The sequence below is a fragment of the Streptomyces longisporoflavus genome (assembly GCF_014649775.1).
GTDB classification, from domain to species: domain Bacteria; phylum Actinomycetota; class Actinomycetes; order Streptomycetales; family Streptomycetaceae; genus Streptomyces; species Streptomyces longisporoflavus.
Window position 1 is genome coordinate 1 of record NZ_BMTR01000023.1, and the last position, 26,929, is coordinate 26,929.

31 protein-coding genes and 1 pseudogene are annotated in these 26,929 nt (G+C 69.5%); 2 read left to right on the plus strand and 30 right to left on the minus strand.

Going from position 1 to position 26,929, the window contains the following annotated elements:
- A pseudogene (locus IE226_RS33925) lies at positions 1-223 on the plus strand (DUF2637 domain-containing protein); the annotation flags it as partial.
- A gap of 4 nt (positions 224-227) precedes the next feature.
- Here the strand turns inward: IE226_RS33925 and IE226_RS33930 are convergent.
- From IE226_RS33930 to IE226_RS34005, 16 genes are all read right to left on the minus strand, one after another.
- The gene (locus IE226_RS33930; protein WP_190085399.1) at positions 228-641 is read right to left on the minus strand and encodes a hypothetical protein; all 414 of its coding nucleotides are present in this window, start codon (positions 639-641) and stop codon (positions 228-230) included.
- A gap of 1,417 nt (positions 642-2,058) precedes the next feature.
- Positions 2,059-5,559, minus strand: coding sequence for a LysM peptidoglycan-binding domain-containing protein (locus IE226_RS33935; protein ID WP_190085297.1), 3,501 nt, complete (start codon positions 5,557-5,559; stop codon positions 2,059-2,061).
- A 2-nt stretch (positions 5,560-5,561) separates the two neighbouring features.
- Positions 5,562-6,017 carry a pilus assembly protein TadG-related protein gene (locus tag IE226_RS33940; protein ID WP_190085298.1) on the minus strand — a complete coding sequence of 152 codons (456 nt, stop codon included), beginning with the start codon at positions 6,015-6,017 and terminating at the stop codon, positions 5,562-5,564.
- A complete protein-coding gene (locus tag IE226_RS33945) occupies positions 6,014-6,553 on the minus strand; it encodes a hypothetical protein (protein ID WP_229871697.1) in 540 nt (179 codons plus the stop codon). Before IE226_RS33945 ends, IE226_RS33940 begins: the two co-directional genes overlap by 4 nt.
- Entirely contained in the window at positions 6,550-6,963 is a 414-nt protein-coding gene (locus IE226_RS33950; RefSeq protein WP_190085299.1) for a TadE/TadG family type IV pilus assembly protein, read from the minus strand. Before IE226_RS33950 ends, IE226_RS33945 begins: the two co-directional genes overlap by 4 nt.
- On the minus strand, positions 6,960-7,181 hold the full coding sequence (locus IE226_RS33955) for a hypothetical protein (protein WP_190085300.1): 222 nt from the start codon (positions 7,179-7,181) through the stop codon (positions 6,960-6,962). The genes IE226_RS33950 and IE226_RS33955 overlap by 4 nt, the downstream gene beginning before the upstream one ends.
- Before the next feature lie 52 nt (positions 7,182-7,233).
- Positions 7,234-8,154 (minus strand): type II secretion system F family protein, encoded by a 921-nt coding sequence (locus IE226_RS33960; RefSeq protein WP_190085301.1) that lies wholly within the window; start codon positions 8,152-8,154, stop codon positions 7,234-7,236.
- A complete protein-coding gene (locus IE226_RS33965; RefSeq protein WP_229871698.1) occupies positions 8,151-9,128 on the minus strand; it encodes a type II secretion system F family protein in 978 nt (325 codons plus the stop codon). The genes IE226_RS33960 and IE226_RS33965 overlap by 4 nt, the downstream gene beginning before the upstream one ends.
- On the minus strand, positions 9,125-10,666 hold the full coding sequence (locus tag IE226_RS33970; protein WP_190085302.1) for a TadA family conjugal transfer-associated ATPase: 1,542 nt from the start codon (positions 10,664-10,666) through the stop codon (positions 9,125-9,127). Before IE226_RS33970 ends, IE226_RS33965 begins: the two co-directional genes overlap by 4 nt.
- Entirely contained in the window at positions 10,659-11,582 is a 924-nt protein-coding gene (locus tag IE226_RS33975) for a hypothetical protein (protein ID WP_229871699.1), read from the minus strand. The genes IE226_RS33970 and IE226_RS33975 overlap by 8 nt, the downstream gene beginning before the upstream one ends.
- 6 nt (positions 11,583-11,588) lie before the next feature.
- A complete protein-coding gene (locus tag IE226_RS33980; protein WP_190085303.1) occupies positions 11,589-12,227 on the minus strand; it encodes an SAF domain-containing protein in 639 nt (212 codons plus the stop codon).
- Between the two features lie 79 nt (positions 12,228-12,306).
- Positions 12,307-12,759: an ATP/GTP-binding protein gene (locus IE226_RS33985; protein ID WP_229871700.1), complete on the minus strand. Its 453-nt coding sequence runs from the start codon at positions 12,757-12,759 to the stop codon at positions 12,307-12,309.
- A gap of 431 nt (positions 12,760-13,190) precedes the next feature.
- A complete protein-coding gene (locus tag IE226_RS33990) occupies positions 13,191-13,748 on the minus strand; it encodes a hypothetical protein (RefSeq protein WP_229871701.1) in 558 nt (185 codons plus the stop codon).
- Between the two features lie 1,225 nt (positions 13,749-14,973).
- Positions 14,974-15,417, minus strand: coding sequence for an NUDIX domain-containing protein (locus IE226_RS33995; protein ID WP_190085305.1), 444 nt, complete (start codon positions 15,415-15,417; stop codon positions 14,974-14,976).
- A 143-nt stretch (positions 15,418-15,560) separates the two neighbouring features.
- On the minus strand, positions 15,561-16,433 hold the full coding sequence (locus IE226_RS34000; protein WP_190085306.1) for a class I SAM-dependent methyltransferase: 873 nt from the start codon (positions 16,431-16,433) through the stop codon (positions 15,561-15,563).
- Positions 16,430-17,029: an HAD family hydrolase gene (locus tag IE226_RS34005; protein ID WP_190085307.1), complete on the minus strand. Its 600-nt coding sequence runs from the start codon at positions 17,027-17,029 to the stop codon at positions 16,430-16,432. Before IE226_RS34005 ends, IE226_RS34000 begins: the two co-directional genes overlap by 4 nt.
- A 142-nt stretch (positions 17,030-17,171) precedes the next feature.
- On the opposite strand from IE226_RS34005, the gene IE226_RS34010 reads away from it, so the two are divergent.
- On the plus strand, positions 17,172-17,663 hold the full coding sequence (locus IE226_RS34010) for an NUDIX domain-containing protein (RefSeq protein ID WP_190085308.1): 492 nt from the start codon (positions 17,172-17,174) through the stop codon (positions 17,661-17,663).
- Here the strand turns inward: IE226_RS34010 and IE226_RS34015 are convergent.
- From IE226_RS34015 to IE226_RS34080, 14 genes are all read right to left on the minus strand, one after another.
- Positions 17,653-18,201, minus strand: a complete 549-nt coding sequence (locus IE226_RS34015; RefSeq protein ID WP_190085309.1) for a dTMP kinase — start codon at positions 18,199-18,201, stop codon at positions 17,653-17,655. The two genes, IE226_RS34010 and IE226_RS34015, sit on opposite strands and share 11 nt — an antisense overlap.
- 206 nt (positions 18,202-18,407) lie before the next feature.
- Entirely contained in the window at positions 18,408-19,076 is a 669-nt protein-coding gene (locus IE226_RS34020; protein ID WP_190085310.1) for a 3'-5' exonuclease, read from the minus strand.
- A complete protein-coding gene (locus IE226_RS34025; RefSeq protein ID WP_190085311.1) occupies positions 19,064-20,149 on the minus strand; it encodes a DegT/DnrJ/EryC1/StrS family aminotransferase in 1,086 nt (361 codons plus the stop codon). The genes IE226_RS34020 and IE226_RS34025 overlap by 13 nt, the downstream gene beginning before the upstream one ends.
- Positions 20,146-21,180 carry a radical SAM protein gene (locus IE226_RS34030; protein WP_190085312.1) on the minus strand — a complete coding sequence of 345 codons (1,035 nt, stop codon included), beginning with the start codon at positions 21,178-21,180 and terminating at the stop codon, positions 20,146-20,148. Before IE226_RS34030 ends, IE226_RS34025 begins: the two co-directional genes overlap by 4 nt.
- Entirely contained in the window at positions 21,165-21,845 is a 681-nt protein-coding gene (locus IE226_RS34035; protein WP_190085313.1) for an ATP-binding protein, read from the minus strand. The genes IE226_RS34030 and IE226_RS34035 overlap by 16 nt, the downstream gene beginning before the upstream one ends.
- On the minus strand, positions 21,842-22,705 hold the full coding sequence (locus IE226_RS34040) for a class I SAM-dependent methyltransferase (RefSeq protein WP_190085314.1): 864 nt from the start codon (positions 22,703-22,705) through the stop codon (positions 21,842-21,844). Before IE226_RS34040 ends, IE226_RS34035 begins: the two co-directional genes overlap by 4 nt.
- Complete coding sequence (locus tag IE226_RS34045) at positions 22,675-23,169, minus strand: phosphoribosyltransferase (RefSeq protein WP_190085315.1); 495 nt, start codon at positions 23,167-23,169, stop codon at positions 22,675-22,677. The genes IE226_RS34040 and IE226_RS34045 overlap by 31 nt, the downstream gene beginning before the upstream one ends.
- Positions 23,159-23,917, minus strand: a complete 759-nt coding sequence (locus tag IE226_RS34050; protein ID WP_190085316.1) for a 7-carboxy-7-deazaguanine synthase QueE — start codon at positions 23,915-23,917, stop codon at positions 23,159-23,161. The genes IE226_RS34045 and IE226_RS34050 overlap by 11 nt, the downstream gene beginning before the upstream one ends.
- Positions 23,914-24,318: a 6-pyruvoyl trahydropterin synthase family protein gene (locus IE226_RS34055; RefSeq protein ID WP_190085317.1), complete on the minus strand. Its 405-nt coding sequence runs from the start codon at positions 24,316-24,318 to the stop codon at positions 23,914-23,916. The genes IE226_RS34050 and IE226_RS34055 overlap by 4 nt, the downstream gene beginning before the upstream one ends.
- Before the next feature lie 237 nt (positions 24,319-24,555).
- Complete coding sequence (locus IE226_RS34060) at positions 24,556-25,224, minus strand: hypothetical protein (protein ID WP_190085318.1); 669 nt, start codon at positions 25,222-25,224, stop codon at positions 24,556-24,558.
- Positions 25,221-25,421 (minus strand): DUF5999 family protein, encoded by a 201-nt coding sequence (locus IE226_RS34065; protein WP_190085319.1) that lies wholly within the window; start codon positions 25,419-25,421, stop codon positions 25,221-25,223. The genes IE226_RS34060 and IE226_RS34065 overlap by 4 nt, the downstream gene beginning before the upstream one ends.
- 59 nt (positions 25,422-25,480) lie before the next feature.
- Positions 25,481-25,960, minus strand: a complete 480-nt coding sequence (locus IE226_RS34070; protein WP_190085320.1) for a DUF6302 family protein — start codon at positions 25,958-25,960, stop codon at positions 25,481-25,483.
- Positions 25,960-26,412, minus strand: coding sequence for a DUF6415 family natural product biosynthesis protein (locus tag IE226_RS34075; RefSeq protein ID WP_190085321.1), 453 nt, complete (start codon positions 26,410-26,412; stop codon positions 25,960-25,962). The genes IE226_RS34070 and IE226_RS34075 overlap by 1 nt, the downstream gene beginning before the upstream one ends.
- A 37-nt stretch (positions 26,413-26,449) precedes the next feature.
- Complete coding sequence (locus IE226_RS34080) at positions 26,450-26,923, minus strand: ATP-binding protein (RefSeq protein WP_190085322.1); 474 nt, start codon at positions 26,921-26,923, stop codon at positions 26,450-26,452.
- Between the last annotated feature and the right edge of the window lie 6 nt (positions 26,924-26,929).

Here is a 26,929-nt window from a genome sequence, read left to right on the forward strand (position 1 = left end):
CGTCGAGGCGGCGCGGCACGCGGTGGGCCGGATCGCGGACATCACGGCCGACAAGCACATGGAGGGCGTACGCCTCACCCGCTGGCTGCTCTCTCCCGTACCGACGTTCAAGCTGTGGCGCCGCATGAAGCTGTGGGAGCTGCGCTCCAACGAGCAGGTCATCAAGCTGGAGCAGGACCGCCTCATCTATCAGGCCCGCCGCCTGAAGGCCTGTTTCGGCCGTTTCCTCAGTACGCCCCCGACTCCCGCAGCTCGGCCTTCACCCGCTTCTCGAACTTCGGGCAGTACGCCGCCGACCCCAACACCACCAACTCCTGCGCCTCGCCCTTCTCCGTTCCCCAGTCCTCACCGATCGGGTACAGATCGCCCTCGCCCAACAGCCACTCGACGGAGTGGCCAGCCTTCAGCGCGGCGCACCACCCCTCCGGCATCGCCGTCAGCTCCTCACGTGAAGGGCTCTTGTCCGCCCACGACGTGATCCCTGCCGAGTTGATCGACTGCACCCACTGGTCCTCCGGACGCAGCTTGTACGCGGTGCTCTTGCTGGTCTGCGGTTCGGCCTTGCTGCCGCTGTCTCCTCCGCAGGCTGTGAGCGTCAGCAGCGCAGCAGCGGCGAGTGCGGCGATGGTGGTGCGGCGCATGGTTCCCCCCAGGCGTTGTGTGGCGTGGAGCGTAGCCGGGCCGGCGGGGGCTGCGGGCGAGAATGCGGGAGGCACGCCGCGTCGGGGGATGGCGCGGCGGGGCCTCTCCCGGGCGCGATCCGGCGCGTGATCCTTAGGCGTGTTGAAGTCTCACGCCTGGCGGGGCCGTTGTCTTCAGGCATGCCGGATACGCGGCCTGTTGCGGGTTGGTCGCACCGGACGTGACCATGAATGTTCACCGATGTGAGTGAACACGGCCTCGGTACACCGTATTTGAACATCGAGATTGGTAAGTGCATAGCCACCGTCCCCACGGTTTGCCATATGCTGACCGCGTTTCGCCAAGGTGCCCCTCCGGAACTTCGCCGCATTCATGCGGTGAAGGCCCGACCCCCGGGCCAACGGGGCCACTTGGAGGAGCCGGTGATCGATCCAATCGAGAACTGCCCAGCCTGCCAGCGCCGCCTGTCCGTACGGCAGGCAGTGGTCGACTGGGTTCCAGTGATCGGCCTGGTCATTGCCAGCGTGGTGCAGTCTCTCTGGGGTTAACCCCGTGGTACGTGGTCCTGCCGCAAGGTCGATGCTCATGAGTGAGCCCGACCGAATCCAAGACGGCCGGGCTCACTGACTGCCGCACCGCGAAGGGCCTGAGGCTGGTAGCCGCCAGCCGAGGGCCCTTCGTTGCATCGCAGGCAACCGCCCGGCAGACATGCGATCTATGGATGCGCGACAGCCCATTCAATCGTGGGCAAATTACATCGCGAAAACCAATTAAGCAATTATGAGGCCCTGTCGCTAAGGGAGTGCGCGGTGCGGCCTCATGCCGGGCGCGACCCGGCGCGTAGCTGTCAGTGTGGCAGTGGCGGTCGACCCGCTTCCTATTCGAGCGGTATCTCAACCTGATTGATCTTGCCGTGAGTCGACAGCTCCGCGTGGATGGCGCTGTCACCAGAGACGCCAGCGCGCTCAGCGGCCTTCACGAAGCCGCGGAGCTCGTCGAGGGTGGGCAGCTCGTGCGCCGCCAGAGAAGTTCGCTGCGCAGACGCGCGCCGCGGCGATCACGGTCCGCGAGATGATGACCTCCTGGCGCAACCGGCCGCCCGCCTCTGACGAGGCGGCACTGGCCCATGTACTCGCCTATGTACAGCACGACGTGTCGTCGGTCTGATCGCGCGATGAGTCGTCCCGGGGAGGTCTGCGCATTGCGCAGGGGTCTTCTGTGCGAATGCGCAGCGATGCTCCTATCGGCGCCGATGACGATGACCGACGACGACGCGATGACCGATGACGACGGCGTCGACCGATGACCGATGGCTGCGGACGCTGCCGCGTCTGCCGGTCGCGGACTGCGCTGCCGACCACCGCGCTCGTTGCGCAGTGGCGGACCCCAGGCCGACAGCTTCAGCTCCGCATGGTGCTACTCGTCTGATTGGAGTTGGTGCATGAGTTGTTCGGTCTCGATGTCCATCGGGAGTCCCAGTGTCCGGTTGGCCTGTTCCAGGCGTGAGATGGCCGCGTTCAGCCCGCTGCGGTTGCCGGCAGCATTTTCGATGATCATCCAGTCGCGATACAGGATTTCGGACGTTTCGTCTGCTTCGAGTCCGGTGGCGGTGGCGCGGCGGGCCAGGGTGAGGTCGTGGTGGGGGCCGGGGGACAGGCGGTAGGTGGCGACGGTGTGTGCCACGCTGACGATGCGCATCGCCATTTCCTGTTGCAGCGGCTGGCTCCAGGGCAGCGGCTGCGTACCGAAAGGGCGTCCGCGGACCTGCTCCAGGGCCGTCTCCAGCTCGGTGAGTCCGTCGGGCCCGTGGGGCAGGGCGGCTTCGACGAATTTCAGGAAATCGTGCCAGTCGCAGCAGATTTTGGGAGAAAGCTCGTACGGATCGGACTTGACGGCGCGGCGTGGCACGTAGGAGTTGCCGTCGTTGTCCTGGCCGAGGCTGCGGCGCAGTCCGCCCATGCGGGCGTTGAGGGTATCGATCGTCCAGGGGGTGGCCGGGTCCATGTCCGTGCACAGGCTGTCCGCGCTGCGTCCGGGCTTGAGATGCAGCAGCGCGGCCAACTGTGCCTCGCGGGTGCCGTGGCGGGAGGCGGAGACACCGGCGATGGTGACCGGCCCCAGTACCCGGATGAAGGGAACGCCCGGCTCGCCATCTGCGCCGGGGACGCGCGGCGCCGCATCAGGAGTCAGCCCGGGGGTGCCGGGCTGTGCGGGGGCGGCCTTCGGCCCGGGACGCGGGCTTGGGGCGGCGGCTTCCTCTTCGGCGTCGGGTGCGGGCCCGGGGTCTGCTGCTGGGGGCGCGGCCGGGGGGATGGGCAGGCTGATGGCGGCGGGGGAGGGCGAGGCGGTCAGCAGGGCCGGGAAGACGCCCAGTTCCTCGCCGCTTGCCGCAGCGCTCGCGCCCTCCTCCCGGCCGGCGGCGGGCGCCGCTGCCGGGGCACCGGAGGCGGAAGCGGGGATGCGGACGGCCTGGGGTGCCTCGTCCGGTTCCGGCTGTCGGGAGGCGGCCGTGGTGCGGGCCGCGTGGGCGGTCTGGGATTCGGAGGGCACGTGCTGCCAGGCGCCCTCGGCCGGGTGGGCGTCCTGTCCGGAGACGGCCAGCGCGGCGGTGATCTCCTCCACACTTTCGCGTTCCAGGCGCTGCAGGATGATGTCGGTCCCCAGGATGTCGAGGCGCTGGGGCCGGCTGCTGCCGGCGTCGAGCACCTCGTGCTGCTCGAACAGCAACTCCGCGGAGGAGGCCGGGGCGATCAGCGCAACCTGCATCACGTCGGTGGCCTTGTCGAAGGTCTCGGCGATCTGCCAGGCGCTGTCCGCGGTGAGCTCGGCCGCACACAGGATGAGGTAGGGGGGCCGGGCCTCTTCCCGTTCCTGGTGGGCTTCCAGGAGCCGCTCGGCGAAGTCGCGGGCGGCGTGGCTGCTTTCGCGCATGTAGGCGAGCGCCGAGGTCGGCAGGAGATGGTTCAGGCCTTCGCCGAAGCCGACCACGACGACTTCGGTCTGGGTGGCCCACGGGCTCATGCCGGCTTCCAGGGCCAGGGAGGTGAGGACCTCCTCGACCTGGTGCCGCTCGCCGTTCAGCAGCAGGACGCCGGCCTGCGGCAGGTTCAGCAGCACCAGGCGCCCCGACGCGTCCGCACCGATCGTGACCATCTCCGGATAGGGGGCGTCGACCTGCGCCGCATCCTGCTCGTCGAGGAGTTCGGCGGTCTCCTCGCACACCCACCAGCCCCCGGCCGCGGTGGTGAACGGGGGTACGGGGTTTGCGTGCAGGTCCTCGGGCAGGACCTGTACCCCGTGGTCGGTGAGGCGCGCGCCGCGCAGCTCGGGCAGCGGTTCTCCCGCGCGGGTGGTGTGTGCGGCCAGGGTGCGCAGGGCCCGGTCCAGCCGCAACGGGCCGTCGGGCTCGGCTGCCTGCGCCATCCGTGCCTCGGTCGGGGAGGTTTCCTCGGGCATGGCGATGAGTTCGCCGGGCTTGGCGCGGCGGCGCTGCAGGATGCGGCGCACCGACAGGGCCAGGGTGACCGCGGCCGCCAGCGAGGCCAGGACGCCGATGGTGCGGGTGTTCAGCAGGCTCGAGGATTCCCCGGCGCCGGGGTCTGGGGCAGGGGCAGGGGTGGACGGCGCAGGGCTGGCGGGTGTGCTGGGAGTGGCCGCAGAGGTATCGCGGTCGGAGGGCGGGGCCGTCGGGTGCCGGTCCGTGCGGTCCGGTGCGGGCGGAGGCGTCGGCTTGGGGGAAGGCGTGGGCTTGGCCGATTGGGCGGGCTTGTCCGCGCCGCCCACCGGGCCGCCGCGGTCCTTCCTCCCGTCCCGGCCGTTGCCGGTGCCCTGGCCCTGGCCGGTGTCCTGGCGGGGCGGCGTGTCCTTCTCCTTGTCGCCGGGTGCGTCACCCGGCCGTTCGGGCTGCTCGTTGCGTTCCCCGTGTGGCGCCTTGGGTGCATAGGCGGCCGGGATGGTGATCTGCTGGCCGGGGTAGATCAGGTCGGGATCGCTAAGGCGCGGTGTCCGGCCGGGCTGGTCGGTGTCCTTGCTGGCTGCATACAGTTGTGGCCAGCGTGCGGCGTCGCCGGTCTCGTCCTCGGCGATGCTGGAGAGCGATTCCCCGGCCTTGACTGTGTGCGTCCGCTGCCGCTCGTCAACGTCCGGCTTTTTGTGCTCGGCGGTGGTGCTGCTCGGTTGTTCGTCGGCGGCCAGTTGGACCTGCGGCGCAGACACCTCGGGCACCTCGGCCGGCGTGGGCGGGGGAGGGGTGCGGGCGTCGGCGGGCAGTTGCACCGCCAAGCCGGCGGGCAGCAGCGTCGTGTCGGGCAGAGTGGGATTCAGGGTGCGGATCTCGTGGGCGCGGGAACCGGAGCCGAGATACTCAACGGCCAGGTCCCAGACGGTTTCGCCGGTCTCGCCCACCACATGCACCGGCCCCTCGGCGGCCGCCGGAGCCGCGGGTGCCGAACGGCCGGCGTCGCCGGTGGGCGCGGCGGGCTGTAGGGGTGCGGTGGCAGCGGTCGCCGGGGCGGGGGCAGCCATCGCACTGCCGGCGGGCAGTATCAGCAGTCCGCCCAGGAGGAATCCGGCCAGCCGCTGCGGCGCGCCCAGCACTGGGCGCCGGTGCGCCCGTCGGCGGCGCCGTGCCGGACGGCGGTACAGCAAGTGCGCGAGTTCGGCGGCAACTCCCAGGGCGAACCACGCCCACAGCGCCCACGCCACCAGGGTCAGCACCGTCATCAGCACGTGCCCGTCGTCGGGCGACATCAGCGCATCACCGATGTCTCCGCCGCTGGGGACACCGCCGGGCAGGGTCCCCGCGGCGGCCAGGGTCCAGGGCACCCCTGCCAGCAGCAGTGCGAGAGCGGCGAGGCTGCCCGCCGCGCGCAGCAGGCGCAGGGCGAGAGCCGGGTGGCCGGGGGAGGGCTGGGGCATTCTCAGGCTCCGGGGTCGGTGCGTTCGAGCGTGACATCGGCGTGCGCGGTGACCTGCATGCTGGAGTAGCCGAATCCGCCCAGCAGCAGCGTCTGGTAGGTGTCCTGGACGGTGATGGTGATGCTCTGCCCGTCCTCGGCGATGGTCACGGTGCCCTGTACTCCGGCATCGGCCAGGAAGGCCTGCGCGGTGGCGGCGGCCTTTTGCGGGTCGGCGCGGGTGCCCTCGCCGGTGATCGCATCGGGGCCGTTGATCTCCTGGCCCGCGCTGCGCGCTGCTTCGGCGGCGATGTCTTCGGCGTCGGCGGAGGCCATCAGGAGCCGGCCGCCGTCCACGAGCAGCGCCAGCAGGCCGATCATGACGAGGGCGAAGCCGAGGAAATACAGCGTCACCGAACCCCGCTCGCTCTCCCGACGGCCGCGACGCCGTGCCCTGATGTGCTGCTCCTTGATACTCACTGAGCTTTCCCCTCGCTGGCGGCCCGGGCGACGTACCGGTCTACTGCGCTGTGCCGCGTCGCGGTGAGCGTCTTGGACCCGGGAAGCCCCGGAACTGCCAGCTCGGCCAGGGGGATGGTGCAGTCCACCCGCACGGTGACGGTGCCCGGCTGGCCGGGCTGGGAGGGAAAACCGCTGGTGTCGACGACGATGTCCGAGCTCGCGCAGGTGCGCTGCGCCTGCCCCAAAGACTGCAGCGCCGCTTGTCGGCCGCGGGCCCGGGCCGTGTCGGGGTCATCCGATGCGCTGGCCGCGCGGGCGGCGGCCGCCGCCGCGTTCGCGGCAGTGCTGTCGCCCAGACCGGCCAGCCCGAACGCGGCCAGGATGCCCAGGATCGGCACCAGCACTGTCAGGCACAGCAGCGCCTCCAGGGTGTAGGACCCCCGCTCCCCGCCACCGCGCGCACACACTGCTCGCGCCAGTGCGGCGCGCAGGCCGTTGGCCGGCGCGGCAACGGCGGCCCCTCCAACCAGCCTCGGAATCTGATGCGCGCTCACCCGTTCTTCTCCACGGCGTCCTCGGCGCTGCGCTCGATCCGCAGGTCCCACGGCAGGAAGTTCATGACGCGCCCCGTCACCGTCACCCGCACCCGCTCGCCCGTCGAACCCGCGGTACTGACCCCGGCCTGCTGGACCACACCGACCTGGCTCAGCCAGGACTGCGCACGCTGCGCCCCCTGCCCGGGGTTCGACTGGAACTCGGCGCCGGTCTGCGCGCCCTTGCGGGCCGCGGTGTGGGCGGCGGTACTGGCCAGGAAGAACACCCCCAACTGCAGGACGAGGCAGGAGATGAACAACAGGACGGGCGCGATGATCAAAAACTCCAGGGTGGCGATGCCGTTGTCCCCGCGGGGTCCGCGCCCGGCGGCCAGGCGGCGCTGCCACCACTGGCGGATCCGCTGTCTCATGCGCCGACAGCGGCCTTGAAACGGTCGATCAGCGTGGTCGACGTGGATTTGAACACCGTGCCGAACGCCACGGCCACCCCGAGCACGACGGCCCCCAGGATCAGCTTCTCCAGGGTCTCCATCCCGGCATCCCGGCGCGCACCGGACATCTTCTCCACCCGGGTCAGCCAGACAGTGTGCAGCCGTATCGCCGCGTGGTCGAGCTTGGTTAACCGCATGATCTTCGTTCCCCTCGTTTCCACCGCGTCTGCGTAGCGCGGGTGTTGGCTGTCAGATGTTGGTCAGGGCGCTGAACGCCGGATACGCGAACATGATCAGCACGACGGTGAACAGCACCGTGCCGGGCACCACCAGGCGCTCCGAGGCTGAGTTGGCCTCGGCCTCGCGGTCGGTCAGCAGCCGCTGGCGCAGCAGCAGCGCCTGGGTCGCCAGGGTCTTCTGGATGGAGGCGCCCGCACCGGCCAGACTGAAGCTCTCGGCGGGGGCGGCCAGTTCGGGAATGTCCAGCTGCTCGCCGAGCTGCTTGAGGGCTGCCCACTGCGGGATCCCGGCGAGTTCGGCGCGTTTGAGGGCGGCGCTGATCCGGGTCAGGATCCAGTGATCGCCGACCTCCGCGGTGCGCTGCACCGCCGCCTCCGGCCCCACGTTCGCACCGCGCTCCAGCTGGGCGCGCTCCAGGAAGGAGGCAATGGCGTAGCGGACCTCCAGACGGGCGGCCTTCGCCTTGCGGCGCACCGTGGCATCCGCGTCGAACCAGATGTAGGCCGCGAAGACCAGCGAGGCCAGCAGCGGCGGTGCCCACGACAGGCCGAAGCCCGCCAGGGTCAACAACAGCCCGGCCACTTGCACCATCACCAGCGCCAGCAGCGACCCGAGGACCTTGGTCCCGACGTGGTAGGCCGCCGACCTTCCCAGCAGTTCCAGGTCGGCGCTCGGCACGCTCAGCCGGTGCCCGTGGGTGGCCAGGATCTGCTCCCCGGCCCGCTCCCGCAGCGATCCCTCCTGTCCGCGACGTCGCGCGCCGGCCGGTGCGGCGGCGGGCGGGGCTGCGCGGCCCGGTCGCGGGGTGGTGTTCTCCAGCCGGTCCAGGACCGCGTCCATGTCCGGCCGGGACGGCAGCAGTTCGCGTACCAGCAGGAACAGACCCCCGCCGACGACGGCGCCGCAGGCGAGTGCTCCGGGAGAGATCACAGCAGGGCCCCCTTCGTCTTCTGCTTCCCGGGCGCAGCCGCCCCGACCACGGCACTGGGCGTGCCGTCGCCGAGCCCGGCCGTGGTGGCCAGCGGGGCCAGCAGTCGCGGTGCGGGCTTGGACTGGGCAAGCTTGCGCATCCCGGCCAGCGCGCCGGTGAACATCGCTCCGAGGAGCAGCATCACCAGCTGGCCCGAAGCGGTGCGGTAGATCTCGCCCCAGGAGGGGTTGGTCAGGATGTACGCGGCGATGGCCAGGGAGATGACCGACACCCAGCGGGTGCCGGTGCGCACCTGGGCACGCTTGGCATCCAGACTGCGCAGCGAGATTGCTTCCTGCTCGGTGAGCGTGGCCATGGACTGCAGGGCCCGGCTCAGGCCGGGCCCGTGGTCCTGGGCGTGGGTGAGGAAGAGCATCACCGCGTTGTCCACGGCACCGTCCGAGAACGCGTCGGCGAACTGGCGGTAGGCCAGCGAGGGGTTGGCGCCCACCCGCAGGCGGGCGGCCAGCAGCCGCACCTGCGGCCGGATCACCTGCGGGGCGCGGGTCGCCGATGCGGTGATCGCGCTGTCCAGGGTGCCGCCGGTCTCGTGCACCCCGGCCAGCTGCTGCATCCACTCGGCCAGGGCTTCCAGACGCACGATCTGCCGGCTGCTGGTCCCGGCCGGATTCCAGATCCACGGGATCCCCAGCACCGCCACCCCCGCCAGCAGTCCGTGCACCGGGCGGGCCCAGATGAGCCAGGCGCCGACCGTGGCCAGGGCCGCGGCGATGACGATGTAGCGGTAGCGCCGCGCCCACGCCTCGGGCAGCGCCGCCTGCGCGGCCTGCCAGCGCACCAGCCACCGCGACGGCGGCCGGCCCGCAGCCGCGGCCGCCGGGACCGGGATGGCACCGCGTACGGCGACCAGCAGCCCGCCCACGATCAGCGCGCCGCACAGCGCGGCGAGCAGACTCCATTGATCACTGCTCACGTGGCACGCTCCGATCCGCCCACAAGACCCAGGGGTGCGGGCCAGGTGCCGTACTGGGGCACGGTCAGCCAGCGCCGGTCGAGTCCGGCCAGAGCCTCCAGCTCCGTGATGCAGGAGGGTGCCAGCTGCGGCACCCCGCGCGGATCCGACCCGTTCGGCGCGAAGATCTCCTGGATGGAGGGGTGGCCGCCCTCGCCGGGCTGCACTTCCAGGACGTGCGAGACGAACCGGTGGCGGCGCCCGCCGATCCGCGTCTGGTTGATCTGCTTGAGGTAGACGATGAAGTTGATGCTGGTGCCGACGAGTTCGTGGACGTCGTCGCGGTGCATGCCCCGGCACAGGGTCACCAGCCGGGGCAGTACGAGGTCGGGGTAGGCGGCGTGCAGGGTGCACATGGAGCCGGCGCCGCCCGCGCTCATCGCCTGCAGCATCGCGATCGCCTCACGGTCACGGACCTCATCGACGATGACGCGGGTGGACAGCATGCGCAGGGCATGCGGGAACATGTCCTCCACGCTGATCTGGCCGACCTGATGCCCGTCGACGACCTCGCCGTTGGACTCGCGGGACTCCATCGCCAGGAACTGGGCACCGCCCTGATGCTGGTCCAGGAACAGTTCGCGGTCGGACTCCAGGGTGACCACCCGTTCTTCCGGGGGGATCTTGTGGGCCAGGGCGCGCAGCAGGGACGTCTTGCCGGTGCCCATGTCCCCGGCGAGCAGGATGTTCTTCTTCGCCAGGACCAGCGCGTGCAAGAACGCGGACAGGGCGGGGGAGAGGGTGCCCCACTCCTTGAGTTGTTCCAGGCTGGAGGTCAGCACGCGGTGGCGGCGCACGCCCAAAAACGGCACTGGGGTCAGCGTGGTGGCCTCGGCGCGCGAGCCGTCCGGCAGCCGGAAGCTGACCATCGGCGAGGACGCGGACAGCCGCCGCTCGCGGTGCCCGGAGTTGGACGCCAGCCGGTTGATCAACGCGATCAGTTCGTCGTCGCTCTGCGCGATGGGCGGGACCCTCGCGGTGGGCCGGTTGAAGTAGTCGACCTGCACGTCGTCGCCCAGCACGACGACGTTCTCCACGTCCGGGTCATCCAGGTACTTCTGCAGCGGACCGGCGTGGAACAAGGCGTCGTAGACGGCCTGCGCGAGCGTGTCGACCTGTGCTGGGGTCAGTGCCGCCGTCCGGCGGGCCTGATTGACGGCCCACCGTGAGACGCGCTCGGCGACCAGCGAGCGGGCCCGTTCCCGGCGCGCGCTCTCGTTGGGCAGCGGGTCCTGGTCGTCGGCCGCCACGATGTCGTCGCTGACCGCATCGCGCAGTGCGGCGATGTCCTGCGGCGAGGCGGGCAACGCCCCCTGCCCGGTGACCTCCACGGCCGACGGTGAGGGGAGCGCCGCGGCCGGGCGCAGCGTGTGCGATCCGGCCCCCGGGGCGGCTGGGGCGGCGGGTCGCAGGGCCTGGCTGAGCACATCCTGCAACCGTGCCGGTGCCGGCGCGGGTGTCCCGTTCACCAGGGGCGGCTCGATGCGGAGGTCAGCCATGGGCGCTCACTCCCAGACGCGGGTCCCGGCTCGTCGGGGGCGGGGCCTGCCGGCTCGAGGACAGCCGCTGCAGCACTCCGGCCACCACGGGCGAACTCACCGGAGGTGTAGGCATGTCCAGGGCACGGCGGCGGGTATGGACCTCCACTCCGATGGCCTGCACCGTTTTGCGGGCCTGCTTGAGCAGGCCGAGCTTCATCAGTTTCGGCGGGCGCTGCGAGCCGTGCGTGAACAGCGTGCCCGCCGTCGTATCCCACGGCAGCATGTCCACCACCGGGACCGCGAAGCGCCGCGCGATCGCATCCGTACGCAACCCGCCCGCAGAGGCAGGCAGTTCCTGGATGACCAGCAGCCGCAGCGCATCCGCGCCGCTGCCCCGCTGCTCCAACTCCGCCTGCAGCAGCCGCGCCACCGGCAGAGTCTGCGCCACCGAGGTCAGCGTGTTGCGCACCACCAGCAGCACCACATCGGCCCGGTGCGCGAGCACCGCAGGAAACAGCGCCGGGTGCAGCCCGCCGCCATCGACGACCACCTGACCTGCATCGACCACCACGTCATAGCCGGCGTGCTGGTCCATCGCCTGCAACAGCAGCGACAACGGCTCCCACGTCCCGGCCAGCGCGGAGGCCTGCGTCGGGTCGGTCAGCCCCGGCAGCAGCAGCCGATTGCCGTCCGCGTCCAGCGGGCGCAGGTGCGCCTCGAAACCCTCGGCCAGCTGGTTTTGCAGGTGGGCCTGGGCCAGATGCCACAACCCCACCTCCCCGCCCCACGCACCCTGCCGGTAGCCGGAGCGGATCGAGGCCTGCTTCGCCGCCGCCTCCACCAACAAAGAAGGGCGGGCGCTGGAAAGAGCGAGAGCCAGGCAGGACACGGTGACACCGCACCCGTGGCCGCCGGCCAGCACCATCACAGACATCGCGCCTCAGCCCCCGGCCGCGGTCTTGAGCACGATCGCCACCCGGCCCGCGCTCGCATCCGATGCCACCACACCGCTGTCGGCATCCCGCACGGCGGTCTGCACCACGACGTCACCGCTGCTGGACGGCGCACCCACCTTGACAACACGGCCTGCGACTTCGGCGAGCTCGGGCTGCTCCTTGCCGGCAACCTCGCCCTCCTTCGGCCGGGTCACCAGGCTGACCGTGGCGCCGGGCCGCAACGCGTCGACCGGCGCCATGCCCCGCTTCACCTCGACCGCCACCAGCGCCTCACCCGGCTTGAGCCCGCCCTTGCCGGTGAGCTGCCGGGAGGTGAGCAGCGAACCCTGCGACAGGGCGGATGCAGCCCGCTGACCGATGATTGTGGTCTTCTTGGTGGCTGCCACCGGCTTGAGCCCGGGGTCCTCCGGCAAGGCGACCACCCGCAGATCCCCAGCCGTGATCTTCGACCCGGCGGGCACATCACGGGCCAGTGCCAGGACGTCCGTGCGCTCACCCGAAGCGTTCAACAGCCCGGCGAAACCGATCGCGCCGGCCAGTACCATCACCGCGCCGATCACCATGAACGAGCGGCGCCGACGACGCGGCGGTTCCGGGTCGATGATGTCGAGATCGGGGCGCATCACGTCCCCGGCCGGCGGGGCGGGCACCGGTGCCGCCCTGTTTTTCGTACTGCTCTTCAACACGTGCCTGCCATCCCGCCTAGTCGAGGACTCTCATCTCGCCCACGGACACCTCGAAGTCGCTCTCACGCACCTCGGTGAACGCGCCTGTCTCTCCACCGCCCCCGGTGACCTGCCACTCCACCGCCCACGTCGCGGTCGCGGTGCCCTTGAAACGCCCGCCCGCGCGGTCCGTGGACGCAGTGCGGTAGAAGTGCCCGCAGTCGGGAGACTTGGCCATGCCGTAGGAGGCCTTGTACTTGGTCCCCGCGCCCTGGCAGGTGACGGATTTCCCGTCGCCCATCGCCCAGCGGATCGAGGACACCTTCGCGGTCGCCGACACCGTCACCCCCGCCAGCGACGCGGAAGCGGAGTTGGGGCCGAACGTGGTTGGGGAGGGCTCCACCCACATCCACATCGGCACCCCGACCGTGTACTTGCCCGCCGCACGCGGGCTGGCGATCTTCGGCCCGATCAGCAGCATCCTGTCCACGGCCTCCCGTGCCAACTGCTCCGGGTCGACGTCTACAGCCGGGGCTTCGGCGGCCCAGAAGGTTTGGGGGATTGCGCCCAAAGCGCCCGCGCCCATGGCCATTCCGGCTTGCTGCCCGAGGCAGACCCGGGTGTAGATGGCACCCTCGCCTTTGCGGCCCTTCCAAATGGGGGCGCTCTTGGGCGGCTGAGGTTCAAGACGCTGCACGGCGCACAGCTGTGGGCGTGGCTTGCCCTTCTCCCCCTTCCCCGCCGTCTGGCTTCCGCTTCCGGGCTGCTGGGTCTGCCCTCCACCGCCACCGGGCTCCTTACGGCATACGTAGATCCACGACGCGGGCCCGCACGGCTTGCCCACACCGGATTTACCGCCGTCGTCGGCATGGGCCACTCCGGGTAGTAGCCCCGCTCCTGCTACCGCAGCCGCCACGAATGTCAGGACGACGGCTTGCAGGGGTCGGCGCTCGGCTTGAATCCCGTGATCATCCACTTCTTCCCCCACTTTTCCGCGTCGATGGTGGTCTCGAAGCGCGAAGGCTGTTCCGACGGGAGTGGCTGCACCTCGCCCGATCCGCGCTTGACGGTCTTCCACTCGCTGATGTCCAGGCAGTCGGACAAGCGAGCCTTGGGGATCTCTTTCCGCAGGTCCAGGGACGTGACCTCGGTGTCATGCGAGGGAGCACCCTTGGTCACGGTGTCAGCCTGCTTCATCCCCAACAGGTCACCCATGACGCGTCCGAGTGCGTCCTTGGTCGAGTAATCCTTCAGGTTCGTGCCATCGATCGAGCCCTTGGCGTACGCCTTGACCTGCTCCTCCCACATCCGCTCGTACACCTTCAGGACTGCCTGCTTGTCCTTGGCCTCAGGGTCGTCGCTCTTGGACGGCGTCGGTGAAGTCTCGGGATTTGAAGCTGACGGAGTGGCGGGCGGCTTGGAATCCTCGCTCTTGTCGCCGCTGCCGCTGCAGGCGGTGAGTGCGCCTGCGGTGCACAAGGTGAGAAGCAGGGCCGCTGCCTGCTGCCTTTTCCTGGTGCGAACACCGAAATATGCCTGCTGATTACCTGCTCGAGTCACTGTCTCTCCCCGTACGCCGTAATACTGCGCCGTCGAACTCCCGGGGCATGGAGCAAAGCGATAAGGGGAGAACGCGGCTGGTCCGAGCTGCGGTGATGTGCTTGGTGCCGGTCACACTATGGCGCAGGGCGCCCACCGGTCACCCTGTTCTCTCCTGCCCTGTGGGGTAGTTGGCGGGGATCCAGCCACGACGCAGCACCAGAGCGGACGATTCGGCGCCCTGCGCTGGAGGCAGATGGTGCAGGATTGAACATCTGGTCCGGTGCAAAGGCGAACGTTGAAACGGAGAGCGAATCCGGAGTTGGTACTCCTGGTTGGTCACGTCCGAAGGTCAAGCTCGGTGCCGCCGGGTGCTCTCACACAGGGGGTACAAGCCACCGAAAGATCAACGAATCGAAGGCGGCTGCGCCAGCCCTACTCGAGTGCCGGGGACGCTTTGAAGCGCGCGGGCGGGGGAGGTAGCGAGCAATTGCCCCTCCAAGGCCAGAAGCCACCTGTTCAGGGGTGGGTGCCCTGGGGTTTTCGCGGGCGAAGGGTGCGATGCGATGCCAGCCGTGCTACACGTGCTGGCCCTCGACGTCACCCTGGAACGGAAGCGCGGTGCACTACCTCCCGCGCCGTGGGATCGGGCCTCTGTGCCGCAGAGGCGGGGCGCGCTTGCTCATCTGGCGGGGCAGTGAGCAAGCTCGGAAGAAGGAAAGCGGAATCCCGCAACGCTCTGCTTACGGCTTCTGCGCCGTGCCCTTCGATGGGCCGGGGGAGGCTTGTTGGTGTGCCGACTGGCCCGGTGCCTTGGCATTGCAGTCCCGTAGACGTGGCGGCACCTGCTCCGGGATGGTCGCGAAAGTTGGCGCAAAGCGCTCTTCGACGGCGGCGGCCGGCTGGGGGAGCCCTGCGGTGAGCCGATGAGATGGGCGAAGCCTGCGTGTGTCCCAGTTGATCGCCGACTACCGGGTGCGGGGTCGACACCGTGCGGGGCCGCCCGGCGGCGAGACATCGGATCGTGGAGCGTCAACGCCTCATCTGCCGTGGAGGCGTCGTTACCGGGTGCAGCGTGCCGCCCTGGCGGCAGGCGACCGGCTGGCTCCGTTCCCGCTCGCCGCTGCCGAGCCGCAGCCGGGCTGCGAGGGAGAGCCGCCCGGAGCTATGCCCAGCCGTGCTCGGTGAGTACGCCGTGGTCGTGGAGATACCCGAGCAGGCCTTCCTTCGGGTACTCGATGATGTCGTCGGGCAGATCGTGGATGTTGAACCATTGAAGGCCCAGACACTTCGCAGGCTCCCGGTTGACGGGGTGCCCGCTCCACAAGGTGGCCACGAAGAAGAACCCGATGCGTTCCATGGCCTCGTTCTGCCGGTGGTGCACGACATGGTCCAGGCGCAGATGGTCCGGATCGACCTCGACACCGGTTTCTTCCAGCAGTTCGCGGGCTCCGCCGATGCTGAGGGCTTCCGCCCGGTCGAGCTTGCCCGTGGGCAGGTGCCGGCGGCCTCTGCCGTAGGATCCGCCGCGCTGGGAGAGCAGCAGCGTGTCGGCGTCGCGCAGGATGACGTGGGTATCGATGACGGGTTGCGCGGGTTGCGGCTTCATGATCCCTGCGGTGTTGGGTCCGGTGGGATGGCCGGCCGTACTGAGGTCGGGCGAGGTCCCGGGCATACAAGGGTTGCCCCTGCGGTGCAGCTGCCGTGGTAGCGGTACTGGACCTCATCCGGGGGGCGTCTGTGGATCCTCTGTCATCTCGGGGCCGTCGGGGTATCCGACGCCGACGGGGTGCGGAGCCACACGGTCAGATGTGAGGTGAGAGGGCTCGGTCTTTGTGGGCTGAAGTCGTGGTCGGCGAAGAAGTTGATGAGTTCGTCGGCGGTTCGACGGTTGTGGAACCTCTGTGCACCGTGGGCTTTGTGGATACTGATGTTCTCGGTGATGACGGTGGTCACGGTTGAGAGGGGCTGTGCCAGTTCCCGGTGGGGATGGGGCAGGTGGTCCAGGGTGTCGATGATCCATAGCGCGTCGGTGCCGGTGGCTGCGTCGAGTCGGTCGGGCTCGACGGCTTGGATGGGCCGGTTGCTGCGCGCGGCGCGCCATTCCAGGAAGCGGGTCGAGGGCGAGTGGTAGTCGCACGGGGTCACGGTGTAGCCGAGGGAGCGCAGCCGGAGAGTGTCCTGGCCGATGCCGCAGCCGTAGTCGATGAGGGTGTGTACGCCCAGCTGTTCGAGGATCGGGCGGGCTTGGCGGAGGTAGGGCGGGCGGTTTCCGCTCGCGGTCCAGATGGTCGAGTTGTAGAGGTAGTCCGTACTGGAACGGAAGAACTCTGCGCGGGCGGCTGGCGTGGTCGGTCGAGCCGTGTCCCAAGCGGCGGCCAGGGCATGCGAGGAGTCGTAGTAGGGGATGAAGTCGTCCGCGAGGAATTCGCGTAGATCACCAAGGAGTGCGGAGCCCCGGGCTCGGTGCCAGCGGTAGACGTTCCACGCCGTCCAGCAGTCGGGGCAGCGGTCGAGGTGGCGGCGCAAGGAGCTAGCACGCGCGGTGGCGAGTTGTTGCCTGATGAAGGCGGGGAACAGTACGCGGTGGTGGCGGCAGCGCTGAGGGGTGGTCGCTGCGGTCATGGTGTGCCGGCCCCTGTTTCGGGGCGGATCAGAGCGCTCTGGTCCCTGGTGAGGGTGGGGACGTCCATGCGGGCGGCGCGGGCGGCGTCGATCCCGGCGGGCGCGTCGTCCACGGAAGGGCAATGCGGGGCGGGTACGCCGATGCGGTGTGCGGCCTGCAGATAGACCTCGGGCGCCGGTTTTCCCGGGGCGACGTCTTCGGCGGTCACGATGGCCTGGAAGGCGTTGAGCAGGCCAAGGGCGCTCAGACCTGCGGTGGCCAGCGGGCGTCGGGCACGGGAGGCAATGGCGCAGGGGAGGCTGGCGGTTCGGGCCTGTCGCGGGAGCGCGAGGGTGATGGGGATGGGCCGTAGACGGCCGGACTGCAGGTGACGCAGCAGCAGTTGGCTGCTGGGGGTGCGAACCTGCGCCGCGGGCACGGGCTTGGGCAGCAGGGCGATCAGGTCGGGGATCGGGAGGCCCGCATGCCGGTCCCGGGGCGCGGGGAGTTCGACGTGGTAGGGGGAGCGGGCCTGGGCGTGGTGGCGGGCCTGGTGCGTGTCAGCCAGGGTGCCGTCCCAGTCCAGGGCGAGGCCCTGGATGCGGCCGGGTCGCAACGGCAGGGCGCTGTCACGCGCGCGGGTGACAGAACGGCAAAGGGGGGCCGGATTGACGGATGTGGGTGGAGGCGCTGTGGGAGGGTCGAGGGATCCGGCCGTGTCCGCGGCCGCTTGCTGCAGGTAGGCCGGGGACTGGGATATGACCATCAAGCACGCCACCGCTTCCGTGTTTACCTTCGCCGTCGTGGACGGTGAGTGGCACATCGGCATGATCGAGCATCCTCGGCTGTCGTGGTGGATGGTTCCCGGCGGTCACGTGGAGGGGGATGAGACTCCGGCCCAGGGGGCTTTGCGGGAGCTGGTCGAGGAGTCCGGGTTCGAGGGGAGGCTGTTGCCCGCGCCGGTGTTGGAACTTCCGGACGGATACCCGCACCCGGCGGTGGTGGCACCGTGGTGGACGGTCGCGATCAAGGCCGGGCGGGACAACCACCACCCCGAAGAGCATGTGCACATCGACCATCTGTACGTCGCGGTCGTCGACGCGCCGCTGGAGCCGGTGGCCGTGGCGGCCCACCCCTTCAAGTGGGTGTCCCAGGCGCAACTCGGTGAGCTGCACTCCCCGGATGACACCAAGGTCATCGGCAAGGAGCTCTTTGGCCGGATCGCCGAGCTCGGGTCGCTCACCGTCTGACATCGCCGCTGGCCGGTGAGCCGGAGCGTTGCTCGGGCAGGCTGCAGACGTGCGCGGTGCGCCATGCCTCGTTGATCCATGCGGCGATGCGGGTGGCCGCGGCGTCTGGGGGTGTGGTCCGCCGGTCGAGGACGCGGTTGCGCTCCCCGTGGGTGACCAGGGTGCGGAACAGCTCGTCGGCCCGGTGGTGCAGTCTCCGCTCCTCGGCGGTGAATTCCTTGTGATCGCGCTGCTGCGCGCGCTGCAGGGCGGTGTCCACGTCGTCGGTGACGAAGATGGTGAGGTCGGGGATCGGGCGCCATCGGGCGCCCAGGGCGAGCAGGCGGTGCGCGGTCTCCAGGGGGCGCTGGGGTTGGAGGATCAGCGCTTGGTAGACGGCGGTGGAGTGCAGGCTGCGGCCTTCGAGGACGATGTCGCCGGCATCAAGAAGGGGTCGGCTGTGTTCGTAGTCGTGGGTTTTCACCGCGAGGAGTAGCAGGGTTTCGCTGCGGGGGCTGCCGCCACGCAGGAAGTGATCGCCGTGGCTGGCCTGCTGCATCGCTGTGAGGATTTGTGCGGGCAGGCCGGGGGCCCGTCGGGCCGTATCCGTGCGGAGAACTCGGCGATCGTATGGCTGGGCGCGTCCAGGTGGGGGCGGAATCTTTCAAGGAGGTAGTCCTTGCCGACTCCGTTGATCCCTTCGATGCTGACGAGCAGTCCGGCGTGGGGCCTGGGCTTGTGCACGGTGACGGATCCCTTCGCGTCTCAGCCAAAGGCGAGCTGTTCGGGCTCGGCGGCTCTGGGCGGCTTGGCGCACCGCTTGAGCAGGTCACCGAGTGTGGTGACCTTGCGCGACCCGGCGAGGTGGCTCAGCAGGCGTTGGAAGAGCAGGGCGGTGACTTCGACGTCGGCCATGGCACGGTGACGGGCCGCGGGGTAGGGGAGAGAGAAGTGGCCGATCAGCGCGTCGAGGTTGTAGGCGGGCAGGTCGGGGTGTGCGAGTTTGGCCATGCGGATGGTGTCCAGTACTGGCAGCATCGCCATACCAGGGCAGTGGGTGCGATAGCGGTAGAGGAAGCCGGCCTCGACGGATGCGCTGTGAGCCACGAGCACTGCGGGCGCGCCGGGAAGGGCGGCGTCCAGGTGGGCCAGGACCTCGGAGGCCGGAGCGCTGTTTTCGATGTCCTGGGCGTTGATACCCGTGTGCATGGTGACGGACGGGGTGACCGGAGCGTGCGCGGGAGGGCGCATCAGGGATTCACGGCGGAACCCGGTGGGTTGGGGGCCCTGCTGGGGGTGGTGCTGTAGGGAGACTACGGCGACTTCGATCGGCTCGGGCGGGTAGCCGGTGGGGGTGGTGCCCTCGAAGTCGATGACGTGGAAGGTGGTTTTGCGAAAGTCCGCGTCGTGGGCGAGGTGGGTCACGGCGTCCATGCCCGTGCCTCCTTGGCGATGGTGGTGGCCAGCGTGTGCAGGTGCTCGTCGGGCAGTGCGTCGTGCAGGACCAGGGCGAGTGTGCGGTCGATGAACCGGGCGGCCCGGTGACAGGCTGGTGCGGGTCGCGAGACCAGGGCCGGGCGCCGGTCAGCGGCCGTGAGGTGGAAGGTGCCGACACTGTTGGGTACGCCGTGGGCGGCGAGCAACGCGCAGAAGGCGCGCGGCTCGTCGAGGTGGATGCGGAACAAGGCGCTGTAGCCGTTCCATCCGGCGGGCGCGGGCAGGGGCTCGAGTTGGTCGACGTCGTGCAACAGGCGGGTCAGAAGGGCGGCTTGGGCGCGTCGGCGCGCAAGGAGCTCGGTGAGGCGAATGAGGTTGGAGTGAGCGTGGGCGGCGAGGGACTCGGCGAGGCGGTAGTTGTAGCCGATGCGGGCGAGGGGGGACCGGTCGGCGGGAGGAGCGAGGTAGTGGTTGGACAGGGCGCGGGCCTCGCCTGCCAGCGTTGCGTCGTTCGTGAGGAGGAAGCCGCCTTCCCCGGACCAGATGAGTTTGCCGTCCTTGGTGGAAAAGCAGCCGATGTCGCCGTGGGTTCCGGCCCACTGTCCGCCGGTGCGCGTACCGATTGCCTGACAGGCGTCTTCGATCACCAGGAGGCGATGCTCGCCCGCGAAGGCGTGCAGGTCGACGGGGTCGGGGACGCGACCCCACAGGTGTACGGGCAGGAGAGCGCGGGAGCGCGGGGTGAGCTTGGTTGCGGCGTCGTTCAGGTCCAAGTCGATGCCGTCGGCGTCGCAATCCACGAAGACGGGGGTGGCTCCGGCGTGGTGCACCGCGGCGATCGGCATCGGTACGGTGAGGGCCGGGACCAGGACTTCGTCGCCTGGCCCGATGCCCGCGGCCAGGAGCGCCACGTGCAGGGCTGCGGTACCGGAACTGACGCTGATCGCGTGCGTCACGCCCAGGGTCCGGGTGAGGTCGTGTTCGTAGGCGCGGGCGCGCTCGGTGGTGAACGGGGTGGACGTGTGGGGTGTCCCTGGTGTCGGGGGCGGTGCAGCGGAGGTGCGGTTCATGGACGCCTCTTGGTGAGGAAGGACGAGAAGCCGGTCAGTGGCCACATGGGCAGGCAGTCGGCGGAGAAGAGTCCGCAGTCGGCGCAGGTGCCGTCGTGAGTGAAGAGGTCTGCGGCACTGTGGTTGCGGATGGAGCGGTGCTGCTCCGCCGGGGTGGCGGCGATCTTGAGGCCGGAGGGGCAGTCCCATACGGATCCGTCGGGTTCGATGAAGTGCAGCCGTGTTCCGCCGAAGCAGCCCTCGACGTGGTGGGGGGAGCCGGGCGTGAGGGCGGTGAGGAACTGACTGGGGTAGGTGGTGTCCGGCAGGTCCACGGGGCGGCTGCGCCACAGCCGGTCCAGCTCGGCGCGGACCGCTGCGATGTCCTGTTGCCGCAGGCTCAGTTCGTCGTGCAGGGCGTGCTCGGCATCAAGGTGCAGGGGCTGGGGGACGAAGTAGTCGAGTCCCAGGTCCGCAGCCAGGCGCGGCACGGTGTTGACAGAGGCGATGTTGTGCCGCCCGATCACCGCGTACAGCCCGATGCGGGGCAGCGTTGCGTTGTCCCTGGCCCGCCACTTGCTCAGGTTGCGCACACCGGCCAGGACTTGCTCGAAGCCGTCCTTGCCGTTGCGTGAAGGGCGGTAGCGGTCGTTGACGGCGGCACGGTCGCCGTCCAGTGATACCGATACGGCATCCACGCCGAGTTCAACGATCCTGCGGGCGATAGCGTTACGGGCAAGGGGGAGGCCGTTGGTGCACAGCACTACCTGGATGCCGCCGCGCTTGATCGTTTCGACGATTTCGAGGACCGGAGGCCACAGCAGGGGCTCGCCGCCGGCGAGGAAGACGCGGCGCACCGGAGAGTCGGCGAGGGTGGCGGCAAAGCGGGCGATGCCGTCGAGGGACACGTCGTTGCGCGACAGGTGGGAGAGCTGCCCTGCCTGCGCAACGGGCTTTTCCCGGTGTTCTTCGACGGTTCCGAAATAGCAGTAGGTGCAACCCAGGTTGCACGGGCTGCGCAGGGCCCACAGGAGGTCTACGTCGCGGAGCATCCGGGCACCTCCTGCCGGGCGAGGAGCGCATCGCTGATGATCTGAGCCAGCAGGTCCAGGAAGTCCGCCTCGCTCAGCCCCCGCCGGTTGACGAGCTTGATCCGGCCGGGCTCTTGCGCGGCCCGGTGCCGGTACAGGCGCACGGCGCAGTCGGACAGGGCCCTGTCCGCCGGTTGCAGCGGGCCCCCGGTACGCAACGCGTAGCGCCGCGCACATGCGGCGAGGTCGTCCATGAGCAGCAGGGTGAGGTCCGGTAGCGGGCGCATGGCGGTGGCCGCCGCATAGATGCGGTCCATCTCGCCGTGCAGTGCGGCGTCAGAGGCGCCGGTTCCGGCGATGATCGCCGCCTGATAGACCGCCACAGTGTCCACGCCTCTGTCCTCCAGGACCACCGCAGGGTGCTGGCCGGTGGTGGTGAACTGCTCCCAGAGCCTGGCCTTGAGCGCCAGCAGCGTCAGTGTGCGGGCCAGCGGCGCATCGCCGCGCAGGAAAGGGTCCCCGCCGGCGGCGAGCGCTGTCACCAGTGCGGGCGCCAGGCCGTCGCGGGGCAGGTCGCTGAGTTCTGGGGCCAGCGTGCAGCCGGGCCCAAGGCGCCGTGCCAGACACCGGGCGAGATGGCTCTTGCCGACACCGTTGGGACCTTCCAGGCTGACCCAGAACGTCATGACCGCCTCCGGCACACGTAGAGGACCTCCTGGGCGGCCTCCGGGACCGCTGCCGCGGCGAGCGGGTCGAGGAAGGCTTGCGGGACGACGTGGGTCAGGCGCTCGAAGAGCGCGGCCGCCCCCTGGCCGAACCGCTCGGTCAGGGCCGCAGCGACCTGCCGGGGCCCGGCGGGCAGCAGGCCGACGGCGTCGATGACTTCCAGGCCGGAGGCGTTCAGTTCCGGTTCGAGCTCCTCGCGGTTCCATTCGTACACATGTACGCGGTGCTGCAGGGGACGGGGCGCCGGGCCGGGGGATTCAGGTGTCGACAGATACAGCCGCCCGTCCTCGACCAGGTTCTTTGCCATCTGCTGCAGACACAGAATTCCGCGCTCACGGGGCAAATGCTCGAACGCACTCGTGTTGATCAGGACATCGGCCCCGGGAACGCTCTCCGGCCACGTCTCGGAGGCATCCGTCTCCACCCAGGCGATCTCGAAGGGCCGACCCTGATAGTGCTCGTCGAGCCGCCCGGTCATGCTCCGGGCCTGGGTGATGTTGCCCCAGGAGATATCCAGGCCCGTGTAGGAGGCGATGGACGGGGCGGCTTTGTAAAGCATCGGCAGCTGCAGTCCGCGCCCGCAGCACACATCGACCACACGGGCGCCCGGAGCACAGCGCTCCGCGATGTACTGGTGCTGCAGAAAATTCATGATCCCGGATGGCTTCGCGTATCCGTTGAACAGCGCGGAGTAGAAGTCGTCCATCTGGTTGGTGCTGTATGGCCCGATCATCGGCGTGCCCGGCCGGGTCGCGCACCGATCGGGCCGCGTTTTCGCGGCCTGCGGGGTCAGCGGGTCTCCCACGGGAAGATCACCCATCCTTCGCAGTGCAGTGCGATGTAGTCGATGACGGTGTCCGGGGCGGCAGCCGCCTGCCAGTTCGCGAGGTTGACGCTCACCACGGCCGTCCGCAGCCGCCGCGGAGCAAGTGCGGTGATCATGCGGCGGGTGTGTTCGAGGGTTGCTCCGCTGCCGGCGATGTCGTCGACCAGGAGCACGTCGCTCCCGGCGAGGTCGCCGAGTGAGGCGGGGTTGCGATAACGGGGGGCGCCTGTCTTGGCGGCGTTGGTCGCGTCGCTGGCGGTGTGCGTCACCTCGACTGCCCGTACGTCGCGTATCCGGAGCTGGTGGGCGAGCTGGATCGCGGGGATCATGCCGCCACGCAGGATGCCGACGATCGTCTGCGGCTTGCTCTCCCCGGCGATCCGCTCTGCGAGCTGCCCGGTCAGGCGATCGGCGTCCGACCAGGAAAGCACGGCGCCGAGCGTGAGGTCAGCGGCCACACTGGTCTCCCCACATCAGGATGTGCAGGCGCGGACTGACTGCCCAGCCGCGAGGAATGGCGTGCTCGGCAAGGGTGCGCATGCCGTCGAGGATGCTCGCCTCGTCGGTGCCCTCAGGCATCAGCCACACCGGGGCGAGACCGTACAGGCCAACGGTTGCCTCGACCTCCGGCAGATCCCGCTCGGGCTCGGTGATGACGAACTTGAAGATCGCCTTGCCAGACGCCGTGAAGGCCGACAGTGCGCTTGGGGACAAACGCTTGCTGCGCCGTACGCCCGAACTGCTGAGTTTGGGAGAGACGTTGAACTGGGCGGTGACCGCTACGAGCTCGGGCGAGGGCGCTATCGTGCCGTTGGTCTCAAACTCGACCAGGTAGCCGGCCTCGCAAAGGCGGGCGATCAGGGGGATCAGCGCGCGCTGCTGGAGTAACGGCTCGCCGCCGGTGATGACTACCCGGCGAGCCCGATGCCGGTCCACCTCCGCAGCGATCTCGTCGATGGAGGTGACCTGCAGTTCATTGATCGGGTCAATGCCGGGCTCGTCCCACTTCCAGGTGTGCGGGGTGTCGCACGACCACCGCGCGTCCTGCCCGGCTCCGCAGTCGAGGTTGCAGCCGCCGAGACGTATGAACACAGCGCACTGCCCCGCTGAGGGCCCTTCCCCCTGGAGTGACGCGAACATCTCGTGGAGAGCCAGGGCCCCGGCTGATGCGGCCTGCTGAAGAATTCTCGCTGCTACCGCGCTCATCGATTTGCCTCCGGTGCGATCGGAACAGTGAACGTGGCAGAGCAGGAGTCGGTCTCATGAACGGTGACCGACAGCAGGAGTCCGCTCGTCTCGGGCTGGATCTGCTCGCGGTACCAGTCCGCCACATGCTCGGCCAGGCGCTCGACGGTGGCGTCTCGACCAGAGGGAAAGAGCGCAGCCAGCGAGTCCAGACGTGACCAGGACTTCAGGTAGTCCTCGACTGCTTCGAGGTCATTGAAATCGACGACGAAGCCGGGATGAACCAACTGGTCAGCCCCGATGGCGAGTTCCACATAGAGGTTGTGTCCGTGCATATTGCGGCAGGGGTGGTGGTCGGGCAGTCCGTAGATGGCGTGCATCACGCTGATCGGGCCGATCCTCTTGGTGACGGTGTAGCGCATAGGACTTCCTTCCGACAGTGCTGTGACGCGTCAGGTTTCTGCGGTCTTGATCAAGCTGTGTCGCTGCCGCGCGGTGGTTCCCGTCCCGGAGGGTGAGTGGCGGGGATCAGTACCGCATAGGAGGCCAGGCGGGCGTTGCCCGGACGCGCGGAGACCGAGCGGGTCAGCGCCGGCCGGCGGGGTGGTACGCCGCTCGATGAGCAGGGCATGGCTCCTCCGACTCACCGAGCGGCTGTCTCAGGAGCTGCCCGGCCCTGCGGCCGGGGCGATGTCGTCCAGGTCCACGACCCGGAACGATCGCAGGGTGCGTACGAGTTGAGAGGCCAGGAACCACCGCAGGGCCGGGTCCCCGTATCGCAGAGGGACGTCGTCGGCCGCCAGGACTTTGACGCCGTTGACCGTGTACGCGTGCGGCGTTCCGATGACGCCGTACAGCGGGGCGCTCTGCGCCAGCAGCGCGATGTGCCCGTGGGCCGCGAGGTAGGGGCAGCGCTGCGCGGCCACGCGGGCGTGGCGTCGGCACAGCGGTGGCTGGGCGGTGCGGATGGTCGTGCTCGCGGCGGGGATGCCGTCCCTCTTGCTCTCCAGGAACAGGATTCCCTCGGGCGTGCGGGCATCATCGACGCACACCTGGCAGCGAAGCGTGAGCATGCATTCTCTCTGCCGGGCGGGGTGGACCAGACGCCACTTCGGCACGCCGGCCGGCAGCCGGTCCGCTCCGATCGCCTGCGAGACCCGCGCCCACAGAACGCCGCGCACGTCGCGGTCCGCAGGGATCTCGTCCCAGTAGGCCAGGCGCGAGCGGCCCGCCTCGTCGAAGGAGGCGCGCAGGGCCAGGAAGCTGTCGGCCTCTTCGCCCTCGCGCGCGGTGATATAGGGGACCACGCCGTGCTTCGTCGTGTTCACGGGGCGGCTCCCGCTGTGGCGAGGGGGCGGCAGGGGGCCACGATGCTGTTGTCGGGGAGCAGTTCACCGGTGTCGTCGAAGCGGATGACACCGTTGCAGAGCCTGGTCCAGCCCGTGACGTCGTCCCGTGCGAGTGGTATCGCCGCGTCGCGGTCCGGCTGATCAGCCGCGGGGCACGGTGGCCTGTGCTGGCACATGCGTGTTGCTCTTCCTGTCGGTCGTGTGATTGGGAAAGGGGGTGGCCCCGTCGGCGGTCCTACGGAGCCGCGGGGGAGCGGAAGGGGGACGCCGGCGAGGGCGGCTGCGGGGTGCGGGAGGTATTGGCGGCGCGGTTCACGAACCGGGCGATCGCGTGTTCGCTGTAGCCGTAGAAGCGCCCCAGGGCGATGTCGTCGGCCGGGCCCCGGTACGTCGGTGGCCTCTCTCCCCACTCGACGACGTGGCAGGCGTCTGGATAGGGCGCCCACCGCAGGCGCGGGTCGGGAAAGCCGGGCTGCCCGAGGACCAGGTCATGCACCATGAGGCCGAGGTCGACGTAGGGCACGGAGAAGTACCCGCCCCGCCGCGAGCCCCCGACGGGAACCAGGAGGAAGGGCATGCGCAGGGTCCGCACGGCGATGCTCTTCTCCAGCAGCCAAGGGTCCGCGAGCCGTTCCACGAAGAGTTCGTAGTCGTACGCTTCTTGCGCGGGCGCCACCGTGAGGGCCGTCGGCGGAAAGACGTGAGGGCCGCTCATCACTCGCAGTCCTTGATGGAGCGGGACTCGATCAGGACCTCGACCAGATCCGCGACCACGAAGGCCAGGCGCCGGGCGAGGCCGACGGTCTCTTGGCGGCCGGACGGCAGTGGCTCATCCCGGAGGAGGCGCCCCCGCTCGATGAGCCGAGCGATTTCCGCGGGGGACGTATGCGTCGAGTGAGCGACAGCGATGTCACTGAGCCTTCTCAGGTGGCCGTGAAGCCGCTCTACCAGCGCGGTTGCGGCCGCTGGCGGCGGAGTCTGGTTGCCGACCGCTGTGTCGAGGTCGTCAAAGATCGCTTCGACGCTGAGGGGCGTATAGCCAACGAGCCGCTCCAGAACGAACCGCAATTTATCCGTGTCGAAAGGAGGGGCCCATTTCGGGGCACTGGGCTCGTAGGGCCACGGAGGGACCACGCTGTTCTCCGGGACCAGAGCGGTGGGGGACATCGGAACTCCTGGAAAGTGCCGGCCGGCGGGGAGAGGGCTAAAAGGGCTCCGTTGCGTCACGCTTCCCCATGAAGACCCAAACGTCCTTGCCTGCTGCGGTCACAGACACGGACGTGTCGTCAGCCAGGGCTTGAAGGATCATCAAGCCGCGCCCCGCTTCGGCCAGAGAGTCCGGCGTCGCGTACACAGGCAGGTGAGGGTCTGGGTCCCGGACGACGGCGGTGACACCGTCCGGGACCTCCTGGAGAAGCAGGCTGGCCATCCGGCAGCCGTCGGCATCCGCGGGCGTGTGCTGCAAGACGTTCGTGAGGAGCTCGTTGACTACGATCAGCATGCGGTCGGTGGTGGCGTCGTCGATGCGCCACCAGCACAGATGCGCCTGAAGGACGTCCCTGATGGTCCCCAGGTCCGCGGCCCGGACGTCGAAGCTCATGTCGAGCTGGCCGCCCACGCTTCTGGACCTGGATCGAACTGAAGCATCCCGATCACGGGTGTCGAGGAGAAGCTCCATCCTTGC